The organism is Desulfatitalea alkaliphila, from assembly GCF_022968795.1.
Taxonomy (GTDB): Bacteria; Desulfobacterota; Desulfobacteria; order Desulfobacterales; family Desulfosarcinaceae; genus Desulfatitalea; species Desulfatitalea alkaliphila.
In genome coordinates this window covers 282,392-298,738 of sequence record NZ_JALJRB010000001.1, presented here as the reverse complement: position 1 = coordinate 298,738, position 16,347 = coordinate 282,392, and the positions used below count along the sequence as shown (strand labels likewise).

14 protein-coding genes are annotated in these 16,347 nt (G+C 63.3%); 2 read left to right on the top strand and 12 right to left on the bottom strand.

Features of this window, described 5'->3' with window-relative positions; genetic code table 11:
• Positions 1-95 precede the first annotated feature (95 nt).
• A complete protein-coding gene (locus MRX98_RS01280) occupies positions 96-1,550 on the bottom strand; it encodes a catalase (RefSeq protein WP_246902328.1) in 1,455 nt (484 codons plus the stop codon).
• A gap of 690 nt (positions 1,551-2,240) precedes the next feature.
• A complete protein-coding gene (locus MRX98_RS01275; protein WP_246902326.1) occupies positions 2,241-3,239 on the bottom strand; it encodes an ABC transporter substrate-binding protein in 999 nt (332 codons plus the stop codon).
• 442 nt (positions 3,240-3,681) lie between these two features.
• Between MRX98_RS01275 and MRX98_RS01270 the strand changes: the two genes are divergently transcribed.
• On the top strand, positions 3,682-4,224 hold the full coding sequence (locus tag MRX98_RS01270; RefSeq protein WP_343217718.1) for a SoxR reducing system RseC family protein: 543 nt from the start codon (positions 3,682-3,684) through the stop codon (positions 4,222-4,224).
• Positions 4,225-4,336: 112 nt separating this feature from the next.
• On the opposite strand, the gene MRX98_RS01265 is transcribed toward MRX98_RS01270, so the two are convergent.
• The 4 genes from MRX98_RS01265 to MRX98_RS01250 form a co-directional block, all read right to left on the bottom strand.
• A complete protein-coding gene (locus tag MRX98_RS01265; RefSeq protein ID WP_246902323.1) occupies positions 4,337-5,293 on the bottom strand; it encodes a glycine betaine ABC transporter substrate-binding protein in 957 nt (318 codons plus the stop codon).
• Positions 5,294-5,388: 95 nt separating this feature from the next.
• Complete coding sequence (locus MRX98_RS01260) at positions 5,389-6,057, bottom strand: ABC transporter permease (RefSeq protein ID WP_246902322.1); 669 nt, start codon at positions 6,055-6,057, stop codon at positions 5,389-5,391.
• A complete protein-coding gene (locus MRX98_RS01255; protein ID WP_246902319.1) occupies positions 6,054-7,025 on the bottom strand; it encodes an ABC transporter ATP-binding protein in 972 nt (323 codons plus the stop codon). Before MRX98_RS01255 ends, MRX98_RS01260 begins: the two co-directional genes overlap by 4 nt.
• Complete coding sequence (locus tag MRX98_RS01250; protein ID WP_246902317.1) at positions 7,022-7,693, bottom strand: ABC transporter permease; 672 nt, start codon at positions 7,691-7,693, stop codon at positions 7,022-7,024. The genes MRX98_RS01255 and MRX98_RS01250 overlap by 4 nt, the downstream gene beginning before the upstream one ends.
• Before the next feature lie 284 nt (positions 7,694-7,977).
• On the opposite strand from MRX98_RS01250, the gene MRX98_RS01245 reads away from it, so the two are divergent.
• Positions 7,978-8,946, top strand: a complete 969-nt coding sequence (locus MRX98_RS01245) for a hypothetical protein (RefSeq protein ID WP_246902315.1) — start codon at positions 7,978-7,980, stop codon at positions 8,944-8,946.
• A gap of 105 nt (positions 8,947-9,051) precedes the next feature.
• On the opposite strand, the gene MRX98_RS01240 is transcribed toward MRX98_RS01245, so the two are convergent.
• The 6 genes from MRX98_RS01240 to MRX98_RS01215 form a co-directional block, all read right to left on the bottom strand.
• Entirely contained in the window at positions 9,052-10,047 is a 996-nt protein-coding gene (locus MRX98_RS01240; protein ID WP_246902314.1) for a GNAT family N-acetyltransferase, read from the bottom strand.
• Positions 10,048-10,133: 86 nt separating this feature from the next.
• Positions 10,134-10,973 carry an FAD binding domain-containing protein gene (locus MRX98_RS01235; RefSeq protein WP_246902313.1) on the bottom strand — a complete coding sequence of 280 codons (840 nt, stop codon included), beginning with the start codon at positions 10,971-10,973 and terminating at the stop codon, positions 10,134-10,136.
• A complete protein-coding gene (locus MRX98_RS01230; RefSeq protein WP_246902312.1) occupies positions 10,970-11,488 on the bottom strand; it encodes a (2Fe-2S)-binding protein in 519 nt (172 codons plus the stop codon). The genes MRX98_RS01235 and MRX98_RS01230 overlap by 4 nt, the downstream gene beginning before the upstream one ends.
• Positions 11,489-11,541: 53 nt before the next feature.
• Entirely contained in the window at positions 11,542-13,848 is a 2,307-nt protein-coding gene (locus tag MRX98_RS01225) for a xanthine dehydrogenase family protein molybdopterin-binding subunit (RefSeq protein ID WP_246902311.1), read from the bottom strand.
• Positions 13,849-13,857: 9 nt separating this feature from the next.
• Positions 13,858-14,970, bottom strand: a complete 1,113-nt coding sequence (gene hisC / locus MRX98_RS01220) for a histidinol-phosphate transaminase (protein WP_246902310.1) — start codon at positions 14,968-14,970, stop codon at positions 13,858-13,860.
• Complete coding sequence (locus MRX98_RS01215; RefSeq protein ID WP_246902309.1) at positions 14,970-16,301, bottom strand: ATP-binding protein; 1,332 nt, start codon at positions 16,299-16,301, stop codon at positions 14,970-14,972. Before MRX98_RS01215 ends, hisC begins: the two co-directional genes overlap by 1 nt.
• Positions 16,302-16,347: the final 46 nt, after the last annotated feature.

Genomic DNA, 16,347 nt, shown 5'->3' with positions numbered 1-16,347 from the left:
GTGAAGCACCGTGACGGCGGCGGCACGAGGCCGCCGCCGTCACGGTTGCGGTTCATGGTATTGATTCTCTGGGATGTGCTGCAAGCGTGCTGCGATCAGCCCTCTTTCACGCCCTTGGCAATACGATCGCCGACCTCTTTGTCGATGTTGCGCCAATATTCCAAGGCGCGCGCCAGCACCGGTTCGGACACGCCGCCTTTGAGATTGCCCACCACGTTGGCCACCAGGCGATCCCGCTGCGCGTCATCCATCACCTTGCGTACCAGGGTGCCGGGCTGCCCCCAATCGTCATCGTCTTTGCGCAGCGTATAGGCCGCACGGACAAAGTCACCGTCGGCTTGCCAGACAGCCTGTTCGGGATAGCGCTCAGGGTCGGCCTTGGGGCCGCCCTTGGAGTTGGGTGCGTACACCGGATCGCGGACGTTTTCGACCCGCATCGTGCCGCCCTTGCTGTAGCTGTGCACCGGGCTGACCGGCCGGTTGACCGGGATCTGTTTGTAGTTGACGCCAAGGCGGGCCCGGTGGGCGTCGGCGTAGGAGAACAGGCGGGCCAGCAACATTTTGTCCGGGCTCGGTCCGATCCCCGGGACGAAGCTGTTGGGCTCGAAGGCCGCCTGTTCGATCTCCGTGTGGAAATCGCTGGGGTTGCGGGTCAGGGTCAAACGGCCGACTTCGTGCAGCGGATAGTCGTTGTGGGGCCACACCTTGGTCAGATCGAAGGGGTTGAAACGGTAGGTGGCGGCTTCGGCGAAGGGCATGATCTGCACCTTGAGGGTCCAGCTGGGGTGGTCGCCACGCTTGATCGCATCGAAAAGGTCTCGCCGATGGTAGTCGGCATCCGCGCCGGCAATCCGGTCGGCCTCCTCCTGGGTGAGAAACTCGATGCCCTGGTCGGTCTTGAAATGGTACTTCACCCAGAAGCGCTCGCCTTTGGCGTTGACCCACATGTAGGTGTGGCTGGTGTAGCCGTTCATGTGCCGATAGCTGCGGGGCACGCCGCGATCGCTCATCAGGATGGTCACCTGGTGGGCGGTTTCCGGCGACAGGGTCCAGAAGTCCCACTGCATGTCGTTGTCCCGCAGCCCGTTGTCCGCGCGGCGCTTCTGCGAATGGATGAAATGCTGGAACTTCATGGGATCGCGCACGAAGAACACCGGCGTGTTGTTGCCCACCATGTCGTAGTTGCCTTCGGGGGTGTAGAACTTGAGCGCAAACCCGCGCACGTCCCGCCAGGTGTCGGGGCTGCCGCTCTCGCCGGCCACGGTGGAGAAACGGGCCAGCACGTCCGTCTTCGTCCCCGGCTGGAATAGGACCGCCTTGGTGTAGGCGCTGACATCCTTGGTCACCTCGAAGTGGCCGAAGGCCCCCGAGCCCTTGGCATGGGGCTGGCGGTCCGGAATCATCTCCCGGTTGAAGTTGGCCATCTGCTCGAGGAGGTAGTGGTCCTGGAGTAGAATGGGACCGTCGGCGCCTACAGAAAGGGAAAACTCGTCGCTGGAAACAGGGTTGCCTGCATCGTTGGTGGTGGGTTTGTTATTTTTATCCGTCATGATCACAACTCCTTTCCTTTTTGCGTCCGGCCAGTGATTGGCTCGGCGGCTGTAGAGGATGTGTTGCCTGGTAATGGTTTGAAACGGCTGTTTTAAGGGTCGGCATCGATCAGAATGCAGCGCGGCCCCCTGGGTCGAATCCCGAGGCAGTGGCGATGGTTATAAAAGACATACGAACAATTTATAGCACATTAAAGTATCAGGTTGCAGGGATTTGCGCAAACTATAGCTGTGACATTCCCAGAGCCATCGCATGTAGTCTTGGTATGGGAAGCGCACACGCGTTTAAAAGCGGTGCATCCGGCTAAAGCGTACCGGCTCTCCTCGAGTTTCCACAAACATGTGCGATTTGGCATTTATCCGGCTGCGTGGGTAGGTGCGGGAGCTATTATTGATCGTATTTCCAAGGGTTACCGGGGGGAATCGTGGGCTTTGACGCGCTTCACGAAAACACCGTCCTGTTTCATTTCCAGCCTCGAAAACCGGGCCTTTACAATCGCAAAACCCATCAGAGATAATTGGGGCATCGAAAACAGCCTGCACCGGTGCTGGACGTATCGTTCCGTGAAGACCACTGCAGGGTGCACAAAAACCATGGACCTTTGGCTGCAAACCTGCTCAAGGCGGCCTGGAAAGCGGGTGGGAGGCCGCCCACCGGGCGGGCGGCCTCGGGCCCATCGCTTGTGTGCGTTATTCGTATATCCGGGCGGAGGCCAAGAGCGCTTCCGGCAGGACCAGGTTGTAGCGGCGGGCGGTCGAGATGTTGACCACCAGCTCCCCCTGGGTGTTGGTGGTGTACGAAAGGTCGGCGGGCGATGCGCCGCCCAACACTTTCAGAGCGGTGTTGGCCGTCAGCAGGCCCATGGCCCTGCCCGACGGAACAACGGCAAACAGCGCGCCGGCTTCGACATCCTTCTCCGCGGCCCCAATGACCGGTACCGTGGCATTGCGTACCGTCCAATGGACCAGTTCCCTGTCGCTGACCGGATATCCGTTGCGATCGATGCGGCTCGTATCGCCCAGATATATCATGCCGGTGGTCGTTTTCTTGGTTGCATCCACCCAGTCGCGGAAAGTTTCCAACAGATGCGCATCCACCAAGCGGACCCCGGTGCCTTGCTCGAGCGCTCCGGCATTGGCCCGCAGCAATCCGGCCGATGCTTGCATGGCCGGGCTGTCCTTGGTGAAAAAGGTGACCGACGATACACCCATCAACTTGCGCGCCAAGCCGAAGGTGTCCGGGGCGTAGCTGCGGAATAGAACGCCGGTGACGTTCTTCTTGGGCAATCCCAGGGCTTCGGGCATGTTGGCGATGAAGGTGAAAACCACTGGAATATCATCGATTCGAGAACCGACGAACTTCAAGCAATCATCGGTCAAGGTGATGATCAGATCCGGGTTGCTCACCTTGGCCCTGGCGATGGCCGCGCTGCCGACCGCGGCCCTGGCCCCGTCCGAGCCCAAGCCGACCAGCTCCGTGAACTGGATCTCAGGGGTGATGCGCTTGGTCTTCAATCCATCTTGAATCCCTTGGATGATGGGTTCGATGGAGCCGATGTTCTGGTAACTGGTGTTGCCCACCCCAACCACCACCACCACTTTGTTGGCGGCAGCCACATTGACCGTGCACATCACCATCAGTGACAGCAGACAGATCCATAAACCGTAGACGCGCTGTTTCGAATGCATACAACCTCCTCTCCTTAATCGATGTCCTTGCAAAAGTAGAAGCCTAACCGGGTGGGTCGCTATCCATGCCGGCGAGTCCTGCCCCCCCCCTATTAATTCCCCCAAAACCCCATAAAATGCAATGTCTTATGCCCAGGCAAATTATGGGCACTGCTCTTTCCCTATCGGTGCCACTCCATGAAAACTTTACACCTTTGATGGAAAATAGCTCGCATTCTTAGAAACCCGAGGTCGGATTCGTTTGCGGGACACTCCTTCAGCACCCACCGCACCTGTTTGCCTGGCATAATGCCGGCCGAAGGGGTGCCGGAATCCTTGGTATCCACGCCGTATCGCTTCACTTCAACCCAACAGTGCTTAGGTTGTTTTGTTAGAGCCGAAGGTCGATCATTTGAGACAAAGACGGCCATGGCGTTGTGAAGAGGGCGATGGATGGCCACTGATGCTGCCGATTTTTCGGGGCAGTGTCCAATTGCCGGGTACGTCGCCGAAGGGAGGGATTATGGCCGAACAAATAGGGATCGTACGGAAACATCATAGTGACGGCTGGGCCATCGTGATGACGAATCGCACAGGTGCTTGCGGCGGGTGCCACACCGGCGCTGGCGATGCATGTCGTTCCTGTCTGACGGTTTCCAAGATGGAGAGCCGTGTGGCCAACCCGATCAACGCGCGCACGGGCGATATGGTGAAGATTCGTTTGCGGACATCGGAATTGCTCAAAGGGGCGTTCATCTTCTATCTCATGCCGGTGTTGCTGCTGCTGTGCGGCGCGTTTGCCGGTCTTTGGCTGGCGCAGCCCATGGGGTGGAACGAAACCGCCGGAGCCGTGCTGATGGGTGGCGCCGGTTTGGCCGCCGGCGTGGTGCTCGTCGTCCTGCTGGATCGTACCCGTTATGTGCGCCGCCGCATGATGCCGACCATCACGGCGGTGGTGACCGACGCCGGCCGGTTCGCGCGCCGGCACCCGTCGTGTTGCAGTTGAACACCATCACCTATGGAGGGCTGAAGCCGGCAGCCGGCCCCAGATTCAAGCGGGCGCGCCGGCGGAAGTCCGCCCCACCGCCGTTCCGCGAACACAACCGGCGCTGGATCGTTCACTGCGGTGCGCGGTTCACATAGGCTGCCAGATCGGAGACGGTGCGCCAACCGTGCTTTGCATGCAGCTCACGGGAGGTGAAAAGAACAAAGGTGTTGTTGGCGGGTGCGTAGTCCAGCCAGACCACGTTGTGGTTTTCCATGTACCAGTCCCGTACCAATTCCCAGCAGGTTTGCGGATCGGAGACCACACGGTCATGGCCCATGACATTCATCAGTCCGGTGCCGGTGTACTCCCAGTACAGATCGATACGACCGGCAAAAAGGGCCGGTGTGATGACGGCCACCTCGCCCAGCCCGATCTCATCGACGACCTTGTAGCCGCGGTCTTCCAGCAGATACTTGGTCAGGTAGCCCAGGGTCAGCGCTTCCGTGAAGGTCTTGCCGCCGACGACGATGGGGGTCTGCCTGGCGGTATCGGTGTCCTGCTGCTGCTCATGGATCAAGTCTTGTGCGATGAGCCATTCCTGCGCCACCTGTTGGGGCATGAGCTTGTCGATGGAAACCTGTTTGTTGAGTTGCACCAGGGTTTCAAGCGTCAGGCGGGATGACAACTGCTTGAGGATGTCGGCCAGTTCGGGATAGATGACCAGTATTTCCGCCCGCACCACCGGTGCCGGATTGTAGGCCGGAAAAAAGCCCTGGTCATCGTCGAGGATCACCAGATCGTAGCGCGCGATGCGGCCTTCGGTGGCGTCGCCGACACCGACATGGGCCAGGCCGGTGCCCACCGCCTGGTAAGCCAGGCCCAGGTCCACCACCGCGATTTCCGGAAATGCAAACCCGTAGTGTTCCTGGAAACCGCGCAGGCCGTCGGAACGCTCGGTCCACTCCGCGGCAGCGGCGATCTTGAGTTCGGGACGGTCATCGGAAGCGCGTTCGCCGTTGCCGCAGCCGGCGAGAAGCAGCAGCAACAGCGGCAGGCAGGCGGCCAAACATTTGTGCAAAGGTTTCATGGGAATTCCTTTCTTCATTATTTGGGCGCACGCAAAGACCAGTTCACCTTCTCGAAGCCATCCGGGCGCTCAATAGGTGTGTTTTTTGCGCTTGCCTAAATGGTGCCCCTGCGCCGGGCGGATTTCAGATGGGGCGGCGTCAGTTTCCGTTCCAGCAGCGCCAGCCCGCGCTCCAGCGAGATGGCCATGATGCCGATGTAGAGCGTGCCGGCCAGCACCAGCTCGAAACGAAAAAAATGGATACCCGCGAAAATGATGGCGCCCATTCCCTTGCCGCCGACCAGGGCCGCCAGCACGGCGGTGCTGACCGTCAGTACCGCCGCCGTTTTGATGCCGGTCATAATGGTGGGAATGCTCAACGGCAGTTCCACGCGGAAGAAAATTTCCCCGGGGGTCATGCCCATCCCTCGCGCCGCCTCCTTCACCTCCTCGGGAACGGAAGCAATGGCCGCGACGGTGTTCCTGGCAATGGGCAAAAGGGCGTAAATGGTCAAGGCCAGCACGGCCGGCCCGTAGCCCAACCCCATGAAAGGAAAGAAAAGGGCGATCACCGCCAGGGGCGGGATGGTCTGGCCGGCGTTGAACACCGACATGACCCGCTCAGCTTGGCGGCGGTAGGCCGGCCGGGTCAGCAGTATCCCCGCGGGCATGGCAATCAACACGGCCAGGGTCAATGGGATCAGGACCAGTTGCAGGTGTTCGGCAATGTGCCCGGGGGCGCGGTGCAGCAGGGCTTGTAGAAACAGTGTCGTGTCGAAGTTCATGATGCACCGCCGCTGATCCGGTGGACGTGCGCCTTGATCGCGTTCCAACGCAGCAGGCCGACCGGCCGGGCACCCTCGCAAACCGTAATTTCGTCGGTGTTCATCAGCATCATCCGTTCCAGGGCGATTTTTACCGGGTCGATGGCCTGGACCCGGTGCCCGTTGGCCGCGGCTTGTGCCGCAGCATCGGCGAAGGGATCCATCAGGGTCTCGGCGCGGGTCTGGTCCAGGATCTTGACACCCCGGTCGTCTCCCAGCAGGCGCAGGACAAAATCATTCTCCGGCTGGGTCAATATGTCCAGGGGGGTGCCGGACTGGACCATGCGGCCCGCTTTTAAAACCACCAGGTGGTCGCCCAGCTTGATCGCTTCATTGATGTCGTGGGTGACAAAGCAGATGGTCTTTTGCATGGTTTGCTGCAACCGCAGCAATTGGTCCTGCAAACGCACCCGGACGATGGGATCCACGGCGGCAAATGGCTCGTCCATCAGCATGATGGGTGGATCGGCCGCCAGGGCCCGGGCCACACCGACACGCTGCGCCTGCCCGCCGCTCAATTGATGGGGGTATTTGTGGCCCACCTCGCCCGGATCCAGGTCCATCATTTCAAGCAACGCCGCAACCCGCCGCGCTGTCTTCTCCCGTGGCCACTTGAGCAGTTCCGGTACCAGAGCGATGTTTTGCGCAATGGTGCGGTGGGGCAGCAACCCCACCTGCTGGATCACATAGCCGATGGTGCGCCGCAGCGTCGGTGGATCCATCTGTGCGATGGACCGGCCGTCAACGGTGATCATGCCGTCGTCCGGCTCCACCAGCCGGTTGATCATGCGCAGGAGGGTGGTTTTGCCGCAGCCCGAAGGGCCCACCAGCACGCAGATATCGCCCTGCTTCACCCGCAGCGTGATCCGGTCCACCGCCGGCTGCCGGCTGCCGCGGAACGTCTTGCTGACCTGTTCGAGTTGAATCATGCGCCGACCCGCGGCCTTTCTCCGCCCTGAACCTGCAAGCCGGGCGATATAATGATACGTTCCATGCGGCCCATTGCGTAGTCCAGCGCCAGCGCGATCACCGATACGATCAGGGCCCCGGCGATGATCATCTCCGCATCGCCGCGGGTGATGCCCTGGTGGATCAGCCGTCCCAGATTGCGCTCGCCGATGAAGGTGGCCATGGTGGCAATGCCCGTGATCAACACCACCGTGACCCGGATGCCGGCGAAAACCGCCGGCCAGGCCATGGGCACCTGAATTTTGAGCAGAAGTTGCAGGCCGGTCATGCCCATGCCTTTGCCGGCGTCCACTACGGTGCCGTCCACCGAACGGATGCCGGCGTGCACGCTGCGGACCAGCGGCATCATGGCATAAAGGACCAATACGAGGGTGGCGGTTCTACGGCCCAGGCCCAGGCCGGGAACGCTCATGAACAGGCCGAACAGGGAAATGCTCGGAATGCAGAAGATCACATTGCCCAGGCCGATGACGGCGCCGGCCAGGCGTTCATGGCGGCTGATGAGCAACCCCGTCGAGATCCACAAACCCAAGGACAGTGCAAGCACCACCAGCACCAAGGCGATATGGTTGCCTGTATATGCCAGGACCAGGGAGGCGTTGTCGCGAATGAAACCAATCACATTCATAGGCCCGCGCCGCAGTGGGGGTGGTGGCAATGACAAAAGGGGACAGGCAAACATGTCGGAAGCCGATTAAAAAACGTAACAGCCACCTGCCAGTATGTCAATTAGAGGAAATATACAGCGCTGCTTTTTTCTTGACTCACACCGGGGGTCTTTATAGGGTTCGGCCTGAACCGTGGGGGGTGCGCTTGTGCGCGCGCAAAACGGCAGCAACGGCTTGCTTACGGCCGACATCCAGTAACAAGGACATGCATATTCACGAAACCCATTAAAAAGGAGTGTGAACAATGGCGAGCAACGACAAAAAGGGGAAAAGGCCGCTTTGGCTGTCCATGGAGGAACAAATCCTGCAGCACGAGTCGCAGCTTCTGTCGGGGAGCCATCCGGAAGCAGCGATAAAGCAGATTGCGAAGGGTCTGGACGAGGCAGGATACAATGTTTCACGTCATGGCGGCAATCTGATCAAATTGCGGTTTGCCGTGGATCGCGCCCGTGAGGTCAAAAAGCCGCTGCTCAAAGACTTCAACGCCGCCGTATCGACGCTTTCCTTGGAAGATGTGATTGACCCCTATGTTGCCACCACCAAGCTCATTGACAGCCTCGGTAGCACCTGGTTTGAACTCAACAGCGCGGAACGCCGCGCGGATGTGGTCGCCATTTTGGTGAAGACCAAGCTCGATCTGCTGATCGCCAAGGCCAAAGCCCTGCCGGGCGATGAAGGCATCCGGCTGCTGGTGGAAGAAGAAATCGATCACTCGGTTATCATCAGCGCGATGGGTATTACCGAGGAGAAGCTCAAAGAGGTGATCGCGCAGATCGAGAAGGAGCGTGCGGAGCGGGCACGCGTGGCCGCGTTGCTGGAAAAGGTGGCGGACAAGACCGATGAAGAAAAAGTGCGGCACTTGATCGACAACAACGTCGCTGAAGCCTTGATCCTGGAGATGGCCAAAGTGGACAAGGGGGTCATCGAGGCCGTCAACAAGGCCATGGAAGAGGAGCTGAAGGAGAAGCAGCGCCTGGCCGAAGAAGAGGCCGCGCGCAAGAAGAAGGAGGCCGAAGGGCCGGCCCTGGAAGACATCGAGCCGGAGGCCATGCTGGAGTACATCGACTCCATTCGCGAAATCATGGAGTTCAGCGATCAGGAGAAGGAGATTCGAACGATGTGCGAGCAGAGTTCCATCCCCAAGGCCCTCGTGGACATCGCCGTTTCGGATCCCGCCAAACTGGATGAGCTGGAAAAAGAGGCGCAGGGATAGATCCTCCCCTTGCCCGTTCTGATGGGTCCCGGCCGTCGGCCGGGACCCTTTTTTTCGATTTTCTTTCTTATTTATTTTGCTCTGAGATTGTTTTCCGGTAGTGTTTCAGGCGGCGGAGGGCCCCACCGTCGCCTGATCGGCCAGGATCCGATCCAGGATTTGGTGGCTTCGCTCGCCGTCGAGGTGGATGCCCTCGATGTTCGGGGTATGCAATATTTTTTGCAGCAACAGCCCGTCTCCGCCGTACCAGCACGGCAATAGCCCTCCCAGGAAATAGCCTTGCCCGCGCAAAGTCGTCGCGGCGGCGCCGACCGCCGGATCTCCCAGGTCGAGAAAGGCTTGCAGCACGGTGCACCCTTGCGCCACGGCGGTCCGCTCCCGGGATTGCAGGCAGTTGCTAAAATCGCTGCCCAGGGAGGTGAAGGTCAAGCGGGCCACGGCGGCGTCGCTGAATACCTGCTCGTCAACCGCGGTGGCGTTGTCGGTCGGCAGGGAAGGCGTTCCGCGGACGAATCGCCGCGGCAGACTCAAGGGCTGGTAGAGCCACGCAAGCAGTTCTTCGTAGGCGGCCGGCAGATGGACGTTGCGCATTTCGGGATCCGCCACCTTGAAGGCCACTACGGTGGAAACCCGGCCGTTGCTGCTTTTCTCCTTGGTATAGGCGGCGGCCGGCATCAGGTCGATCTCGATGCCGGTGGATTCCCAACCCAGTTTGGTGATCATTTTCTGCATGAAGACATGGTTGCAAACCGCTTCGCCCCAGAGCTGATGAATGCCTATCGACGGGTAAACGGTGTCCTGGCCGATGCGCAAGAGCTGTTCGATGACGCCCTGGTTGCGATATGCCGGCAGTACGATCCCCTGGCCGGATTCGTAGAGATCGGGGTTGGGTGTTCCGGAACGGTATATCGCGCTCTGGCCCACCAGTTGGTCGTCCGCGAAGGCCAGTATGCGGTAAAAATCGCCGGCCTCCTGGGCGGCCAGGATCGCCGCGGGGTCGTAGACGCTTTTGACAGGATAGTCGTCGCCGTAAACGGCGCGGTAAAGATCCACCACGCGCGGGGCGTCGGCGGCCTGCATCAATCGGATTTCAATGCTCATGATCTCTGCTATCTCCTCGTGGGTCTTGGATGTTCGGGATGCAATTCATCCGCGTGCACGGTTGATTCGGGGATCACCGGGCGATCTCATGTCGCCGCGCCGAGGCGCAGCGGCAGGTTGGCGACCAGGTCGCGGCGGTAAGCGGTCGTGGCGCGGATGTCGTCGATGGGCGTCACCGCCGCGCGGGCGGCGGCGCCGGCGGCCCTCAGGGTCTCGCTGGTCAAACGCCGGCCCGTCAGCCGCGCTTCGGCTTCGCTGCAGCGTACCACGCAGGGACCCACGCTGCCCCAGGCCAGGCGGGCTTCGGCCACCCGGCCGCCCGGCGTCAAGCGGATCAAGGCGGCCAGGCTGGCCACGGCGATGGCCAGGGCGTTGCGCCGGCCCACCTTTTCAAAGTGCTGCAGACCGAAGCGCTCGGCCATGGGGATGCGGATGGCGGTCAGTAGTTCTCCGGAGCGCAGATCGGTGCGACCCGGGCCGGTGATGAAGGCTGCGATGGGCACCTGCCGCGTTGCGTGGGCCGCGGCCAGGTCGAGCCGGGCGTCCAGAAGGTAGAGCGGCGGCAGGGTGTCGCCGGCCGGCGAAGCGGTGCAGATGTTGCCGCCCAGGGTGGCCATGTTGCGAATGGCCGGGCCGCCCACGGTGGCGGCGGCCCGGGCCAGCAGCGGGCAGTGGCGCTGGACCAGGGGATCCGCAATGATGGCGGACAAGGGAGTGGCGGCGCCGATGATCACCGTGTTGTTTTCGGTGGTGATGCCGTTGAGCCGCGCCATGCGCTCCAGGCAGATCAGCGGACGCCGGTCGGCAGGGCCTTGGCGCAGGCGTACCAACAGGTCGGTGCCGCCGGCCATCAGGCGGGCATCGGGTTGGTGTTCGACAATATCGAACAAGGCTGCCAGTGTTGTGGGAAACAGAACAGGCCTCATCGTTCCTCCGACGCGACGTGGACCACGGCATCGATGATTTGCACATAGCCGGTGCAGCGGCACAGATTGCCCGAAAGCGCTTCCCGGATGGCGGGCCGGTCCGCCTCGGGTGATTCGCGCACCACGGCCAGGGCGGCCATGGCCATCCCGGGCGTGCAGTAGCCGCACTGCACTGCGCCATGGGTCACAAAGGCATCCCGCACCCGGCGGCCCGTGTCGCTGTCGGCCAAGGATTCCACCGTTTCGACGGTCCGTCCTTCCAACTGCGCCGCCACCATCAGGCAGGCCAGCCGGGTTCTGCCATCGACCATGATGGTGCACGCGCCGCACTCTCCGGTGCCGCAGCCCTCCTTGCTGCCCGTGAGCCCCAGATCCTCCCGCAGCAGATCGATCACCCGCCGGTCCGGCGTTGCATGAACGGTTACCGCTGTCCCGTTCAAGGTGAAAGCGATCACTGCGCTCTTTTCGGGCGGCCCTTCGGGCACGCCCGCATCCTGTTGCTTTTCATCGTTCATGATCCACCTCCGCCGAACCGCCTGCATCGACCCCGCCCGGGGGCCGCACCATTTTATTTTTGAAGTTGCGCCGTCGCTGGCGCCCGAACGCCGTTGTCCAACACCCGTTCCGGCGTCAACGGTGCTCGGCATATCCGCCCCATGCCGGCATCCGCCACCCCATTGGCGATGGCCGGCAGGGGGCCGTTCATCGCCACTTCGCCGATGCCCTTCATGCCGAAGGGCCCGGTCGCCTCGGTTTCCTCGACGCAGGCGACGGAGACGATTTCCGGTAGGTCCAGGGCGCCGGGGATGATGTAGGTGGTGAAATCTTCCGTTCGCACCCGCCCATGGTGCGTGATGAAATCCTCGTACAGGGCATAGCCGATCCCTTGGGCCACGCCCCCCTGGATTTGCTGATGGAACATGGCCGGATTGATCACATGGCCGCCGTCGGTGACCGCCAGGTAATTCGTTACCTGGACGACGCCGCTGAGGGTGTCGATCTCCACCCGGGCCAGGTGGGCGCTGTAGCTGAAGATCACATGGGGAAAGCCGATGAAAAAGCCCGTGGCCGTGTCCGGCACCGGCTTGCAGGTGGGGGCCACGAACTGCCCCAGGCAGACCCGCTCCTCGGCGCTCATCATGGCGCCCAACTGCGCCAGGGTGACGCTGCGATCGGTGGGGATGTGGCGCACCCGGTCCGGTTCGAGCACCAGGTCGTCGTCATCCTGCAAAAACAGCATCAGGCCGGCCCGGTTGAGCAAGCGGCTTTTCAAAGTTTCGCAGGCAAAGGTCAGCGCGCGTCCGAAGGTGTAGGTGGTGCGGCCGGCCGAAGATGAGCCGGAGGGGTAGGCCGTGCGCGTGTCGGGCTGCCGGATCCGCAGCCGATCGGCGGTCTGCCCCAGCAGATGCCCCGCCATCTGCATAAAGGCGCTGCTGTTGCCCTGGCCCATGTCGCTGACGGCGTTGTGCACGATGAAGTGTCCCGTCGGATCCATCTCGATCTTGGCGATGGCCGCGTCGCGCACCCCGCCGCCGTACCCGGCGGCATTGAACACCGCCGCCAGCCCCACCCCCCGGCGCTTGAAGGGCGGTGCCTGTCGTCGCCAGATCTCCCGCTCCCGCCACAGCGGATGGCGGGCCACCTGCGCCAGGCAGGCTTTGATGCCCGTGGAGGTCTCCAAGTGTATACCGGCACAGTTGGTGTCGCCACGCACCAGGGCGTTGGCCGTGCGCAGCGCCAGGGGATCCATGCCCAACCGCTGGGCCAGCAGGTCCATCATCGATTCGAAGGCGAAGCTCACCTGGCAGACGCCGAAGGCGCGCATGGCCCCGGCCGTGGGGTTGTGGGTGTGAACGCACCAACCCTCGATCAGGGCGTGGGGGATGCGGTAAGGGCCGGCGGCGTGCTCCATGCCCAGCTCCATCACCTCGGCCCCCAGGTGGGCGTAGGCCCCGGTGTCGTACCAGATGCGGGCGTGTAGGGCCTGCAAGGTGCCGTCCCGGCGGGCGCCCAGGCGGTAGTGCAGCCGGCAGGCGTGCCGCTTGTAGCCGGCCACGAAGCTCTCCTCCCGGTCCCAGACCATTTTTACCGGCCGGCCGTCGGCATGCAGGGCCGCCAGCCCCAGCAGGCACTGCACCGTGGCGCCGTCCTTGCCGCCGAAGCCGCCGCCTAAACAAGGCGCTTCGATATGGATGCGGTCGTAGGGGATCGAAAGGGCGTGACCGATTTCGAACCGGTCCCGGAAGGGCGATTGGGTGGAGACCTGCATCCACAAGGTGCCGTCGGGCTGCAGGCGCGCCACGCCGCTCTCGGTTTCCAGGAAGGCGTGGGCCTGCACCGGCGTGGTGAAAGTGCCCTCCACAACCACATCGCAGCGGGCCAGGGGATCCGCGCCGTCGCCCTTGCGGATGGTGGCCCGGGCCAGCAGGTTGCCGGGCCGGTCGGCGTGCACCAGGTGGGCCGCTTCGGCCAGAGCGGCATCCAGATCGTACACCCCCGGCAAGGGTTCGATCTCCACCGCGACAGCCGCGGCGCCGGCCGCCGCCGCCGCCGGGCTTTCGGCCAGCACCAGGGCCACCGCGTCAGCGCAGCAGCGCACCCGGTCGTCGGCCAGCACCGGCATGTCCTTGTGAACGATGCCCTGGCGATTGCTGCCGGGCACATCCCCGGCCCGCAGCACTTTCACCACGCCCGGCACCGCCAGGGCCGCATCGCAGGCCAGGCCCACGATCCGCCCGCTGGGTACACCGGGCCGCACGGCCCGGGCCCACAGCCGGTTGTCCGGATAGGCGTCGGCCGCATAAGGCTCCCGGCCGGCCACCTTGGCCGCCGCATCTCCCCTGGGGCGCGATTGCCCGATCTGTAACGGATCCATCTGTTTCCTCTATGTGATTTTTTCCAGCACCGCTGCCAGGGCCGCGACGAATCCTTCCATCACCGGCCGCCGGCGCAGGGTGATGCGGATATGGTTGGGAAAGCGGAACGATGTCATAGTTCGCACCATGTAGCCCCTGCGGATCAGTCGGCGGTAGGCCAGCTGATCGTTGAAGGGCAGGCCGCCGATCACGTAGTTGCCCTCCCCGGCGATGACCGGCAGCCCCAATCCCTTCAATGCCCCGGTGAGGTAGCATTTGGCGTCCGCCACCATCTCCCGGGTGCGGTGGATGTGGTCTGTGTCCCCCAGAGCGGCCATGGCGGCGGCCTGGGCGGCGGCATTGATGCTGTAAACGATGCGGGTGCGGCACACATCGTACACCGCGTCGCGGTGGCCCACCAGGTAGCCGATGCGCAGGCCGGCCAGGCCGTACACCTTGGAAAAGGTGCGGAACACCAGCAGGTTGGGGTAGCGGTCCAGCAGGGTTGCCGCATCGGGGAAATCGGGCCGGTCCACGAATTCGCAGTAGGCCTCGTCCACCACCACCATGGCCCGGCCGTCCACGGCCCGCAAAAAGGCCTCCAGGGTCTGCCCGTTCCAGTAGGTGCCGGTGGGGTTGTTGGGATTGCACACGAAGAGGATCTTGGTGCGTCCGTCCATGAAGGCCAGCATGGCATCGGGATCGAAGCCATGGTCCTTCATGGGGGTCAGGCGCGCCTCCACCCCGGAGAACTCGGCCACCCATTCGTAGACGGCGAAGGTCTTGTCGCCGGTGACGATGTTGTCGCCGGGCCCGCAATAGGCAGAAATGACGAACTGGATGATCTCGTTGGCCCCGTTGCCGCACACCACCTGGTCCGGCGACACGTCCAGGAATTTGGCGATGTGACCGCGCAGGTCGTAGGCGTCGCCGCTGGGATAGATGGCCATCCGCTCGGGGCGCAGGCCGGAGATGGCCGCTGCCGCGCCGGGCGGCGGGCCTAGCGGATTCTCGTTGTTGTTGAGCCGGTACAAGGTGTCGATGCCGTAGGCGGCCATCAGGTGGCGGTCCGGCTTGGAGGGCATGTAGGGATCGATGGTGCGGATGGCGGGGGGCACCAGCATGGCCGGGTAGGGGTTCATCAGGCGCCTCCTTGCGCAACGCCGCAGGCGGAAGCGTCCGACAGCCGTTCCAGGACCAGCAGATCTCCCCGGCCGCCGCCGGGCAGCAGCAGGCACGGCGCGAAGCCCCGTTCCACCAGCACGGGGATCAGGGCCGCATCGCCGGGACGGCCCAGGTCCAGGAAAAAGCGGCACAGGGCGATCTCCTCCTGGGCGAAGAATGCCAGGTGGGCATCGGCGTTGGCTGCCAGGTCCGTGCCCGGCATGAGCAGATGCAGCATCGCCGCGCGTTCGCCGCGGTCCAGGGCGGTGGAAAAGACGCTGGCCCCATCGCCCGTCACGGCTGCCAGGTCGGCGTCGCTGAGTCGGATCATCTGTCGGGGAAGATCTTGCAGGGTCGCCGCTTCGCGGATGAACGGCTCGGCCGCGACGTGATAGTGCAGCGGCCCGCCGGCGTCGTCGGCCAGGGGAAAATGCCACACCGTCGTTCCCGTTGCTGCGCCGCCCCCCCCGGTCGGTCCGGCGGTCGGTCGGCGGGCGGGGATGAAGAATTCGGCCGGAAAACAATCTCCATCGTACCGGGTGGTCAGCACGCCGGAATAGGGCTTGCGCGCCACCCGTTCCAGGGTGTGGCAGGCCAGGTCGCGGGCCATGCGCCGGCGCTCCTGTTCGGTGAACACGAAGGGGCCGAAGCCGTCCAGCAGCCGGCGATCACGGGGAATGCAGAAGCAGCAGCCGACAATCCGCCCGTCGTCCGCTTCGGCCAGGGTGCCGAACAGGGCGTCGCCCGCCGTCAGGGCCGCCAGACGGTCGGGATGCATGGCCCTCGGGTTGCCCTTGGCCGCCAGGGCCCGGTGGTAGAGGTGCTTGCCGGCCGCCATGATGGTCTGCGGCGTGGGACGGATCAAACGGTAAAAGCGCCATGGCGCCGCGGGCGGCGGCGGGGTCACCGAGCCGTCGTAGGGCGTGTCCACCCCGAATTGAAGCACCAACCGCCCGCCCGCATCGGCTTCCAGGGCGAAAGCATCCACATAGCGGCTGGCCAGGGCCAGGCCCAGGCCGGTGTCCATGGTTTCCGGATCGGGCCGCCAGGCCAAATTGAAGGCCGCCAGGTCCATCCCCCGGCCATGGCAGGTGATGGTCAGTCGCGTGCGGTCGGCCCCGGCCGCCACGGCGAATTCCAGATCGGTGCCGGGGTCCAGGGCGGTGATCACCTCCTCGGCGGCCAGTTGCAGCTTGCGTACCGCATCGACCGCCATTGCGTGGTGCCGGCCGGCGGTCTCCACAAAGGCCATGGCGCGGGGGAGGTCCTCCAGGCCGGCCTTCAGTTGGCACATCGAACCAAGTGTCATCGCGATTCCAGTATTAACAAGGAATGGGTGGCAAGGGGCGGCATGG

Excerpts from the sequence above, each read along its gene's own strand:
- MRX98_RS01280 (WP_246902328.1), bottom strand. The coding sequence starts at position 1,550 with ATGACGGATAAAAATAACAAACCCACCACCAACGATGCAGGCAACCCT.
- MRX98_RS01275 (WP_246902326.1), bottom strand. The coding sequence starts at position 3,239 with ATGCATTCGAAACAGCGCGTCTACGGTTTATGGATCTGTCTGCTGTCA.
- MRX98_RS01270 (WP_343217718.1), top strand. The coding sequence starts at position 3,682 with ATGCTGCCGATTTTTCGGGGCAGTGTCCAATTGCCGGGTACGTCGCCG.
- MRX98_RS01265 (WP_246902323.1), bottom strand. The coding sequence starts at position 5,293 with ATGAAACCTTTGCACAAATGTTTGGCCGCCTGCCTGCCGCTGTTGCTG.
- MRX98_RS01260 (WP_246902322.1), bottom strand. The coding sequence starts at position 6,057 with ATGAACTTCGACACGACACTGTTTCTACAAGCCCTGCTGCACCGCGCC.
- MRX98_RS01255 (WP_246902319.1), bottom strand. The coding sequence starts at position 7,025 with ATGATTCAACTCGAACAGGTCAGCAAGACGTTCCGCGGCAGCCGGCAG.
- MRX98_RS01250 (WP_246902317.1), bottom strand. The coding sequence starts at position 7,693 with ATGAATGTGATTGGTTTCATTCGCGACAACGCCTCCCTGGTCCTGGCA.
- MRX98_RS01245 (WP_246902315.1), top strand. The coding sequence starts at position 7,978 with ATGGCGAGCAACGACAAAAAGGGGAAAAGGCCGCTTTGGCTGTCCATG.
- MRX98_RS01240 (WP_246902314.1), bottom strand. The coding sequence starts at position 10,047 with ATGAGCATTGAAATCCGATTGATGCAGGCCGCCGACGCCCCGCGCGTG.
- MRX98_RS01235 (WP_246902313.1), bottom strand. The coding sequence starts at position 10,973 with ATGAGGCCTGTTCTGTTTCCCACAACACTGGCAGCCTTGTTCGATATT.
- MRX98_RS01230 (WP_246902312.1), bottom strand. The coding sequence starts at position 11,488 with ATGAACGATGAAAAGCAACAGGATGCGGGCGTGCCCGAAGGGCCGCCC.
- MRX98_RS01225 (WP_246902311.1), bottom strand. The coding sequence starts at position 13,848 with ATGGATCCGTTACAGATCGGGCAATCGCGCCCCAGGGGAGATGCGGCG.
- hisC (WP_246902310.1), bottom strand. The coding sequence starts at position 14,970 with ATGAACCCCTACCCGGCCATGCTGGTGCCCCCCGCCATCCGCACCATC.
- MRX98_RS01215 (WP_246902309.1), bottom strand. The coding sequence starts at position 16,301 with ATGACACTTGGTTCGATGTGCCAACTGAAGGCCGGCCTGGAGGACCTC.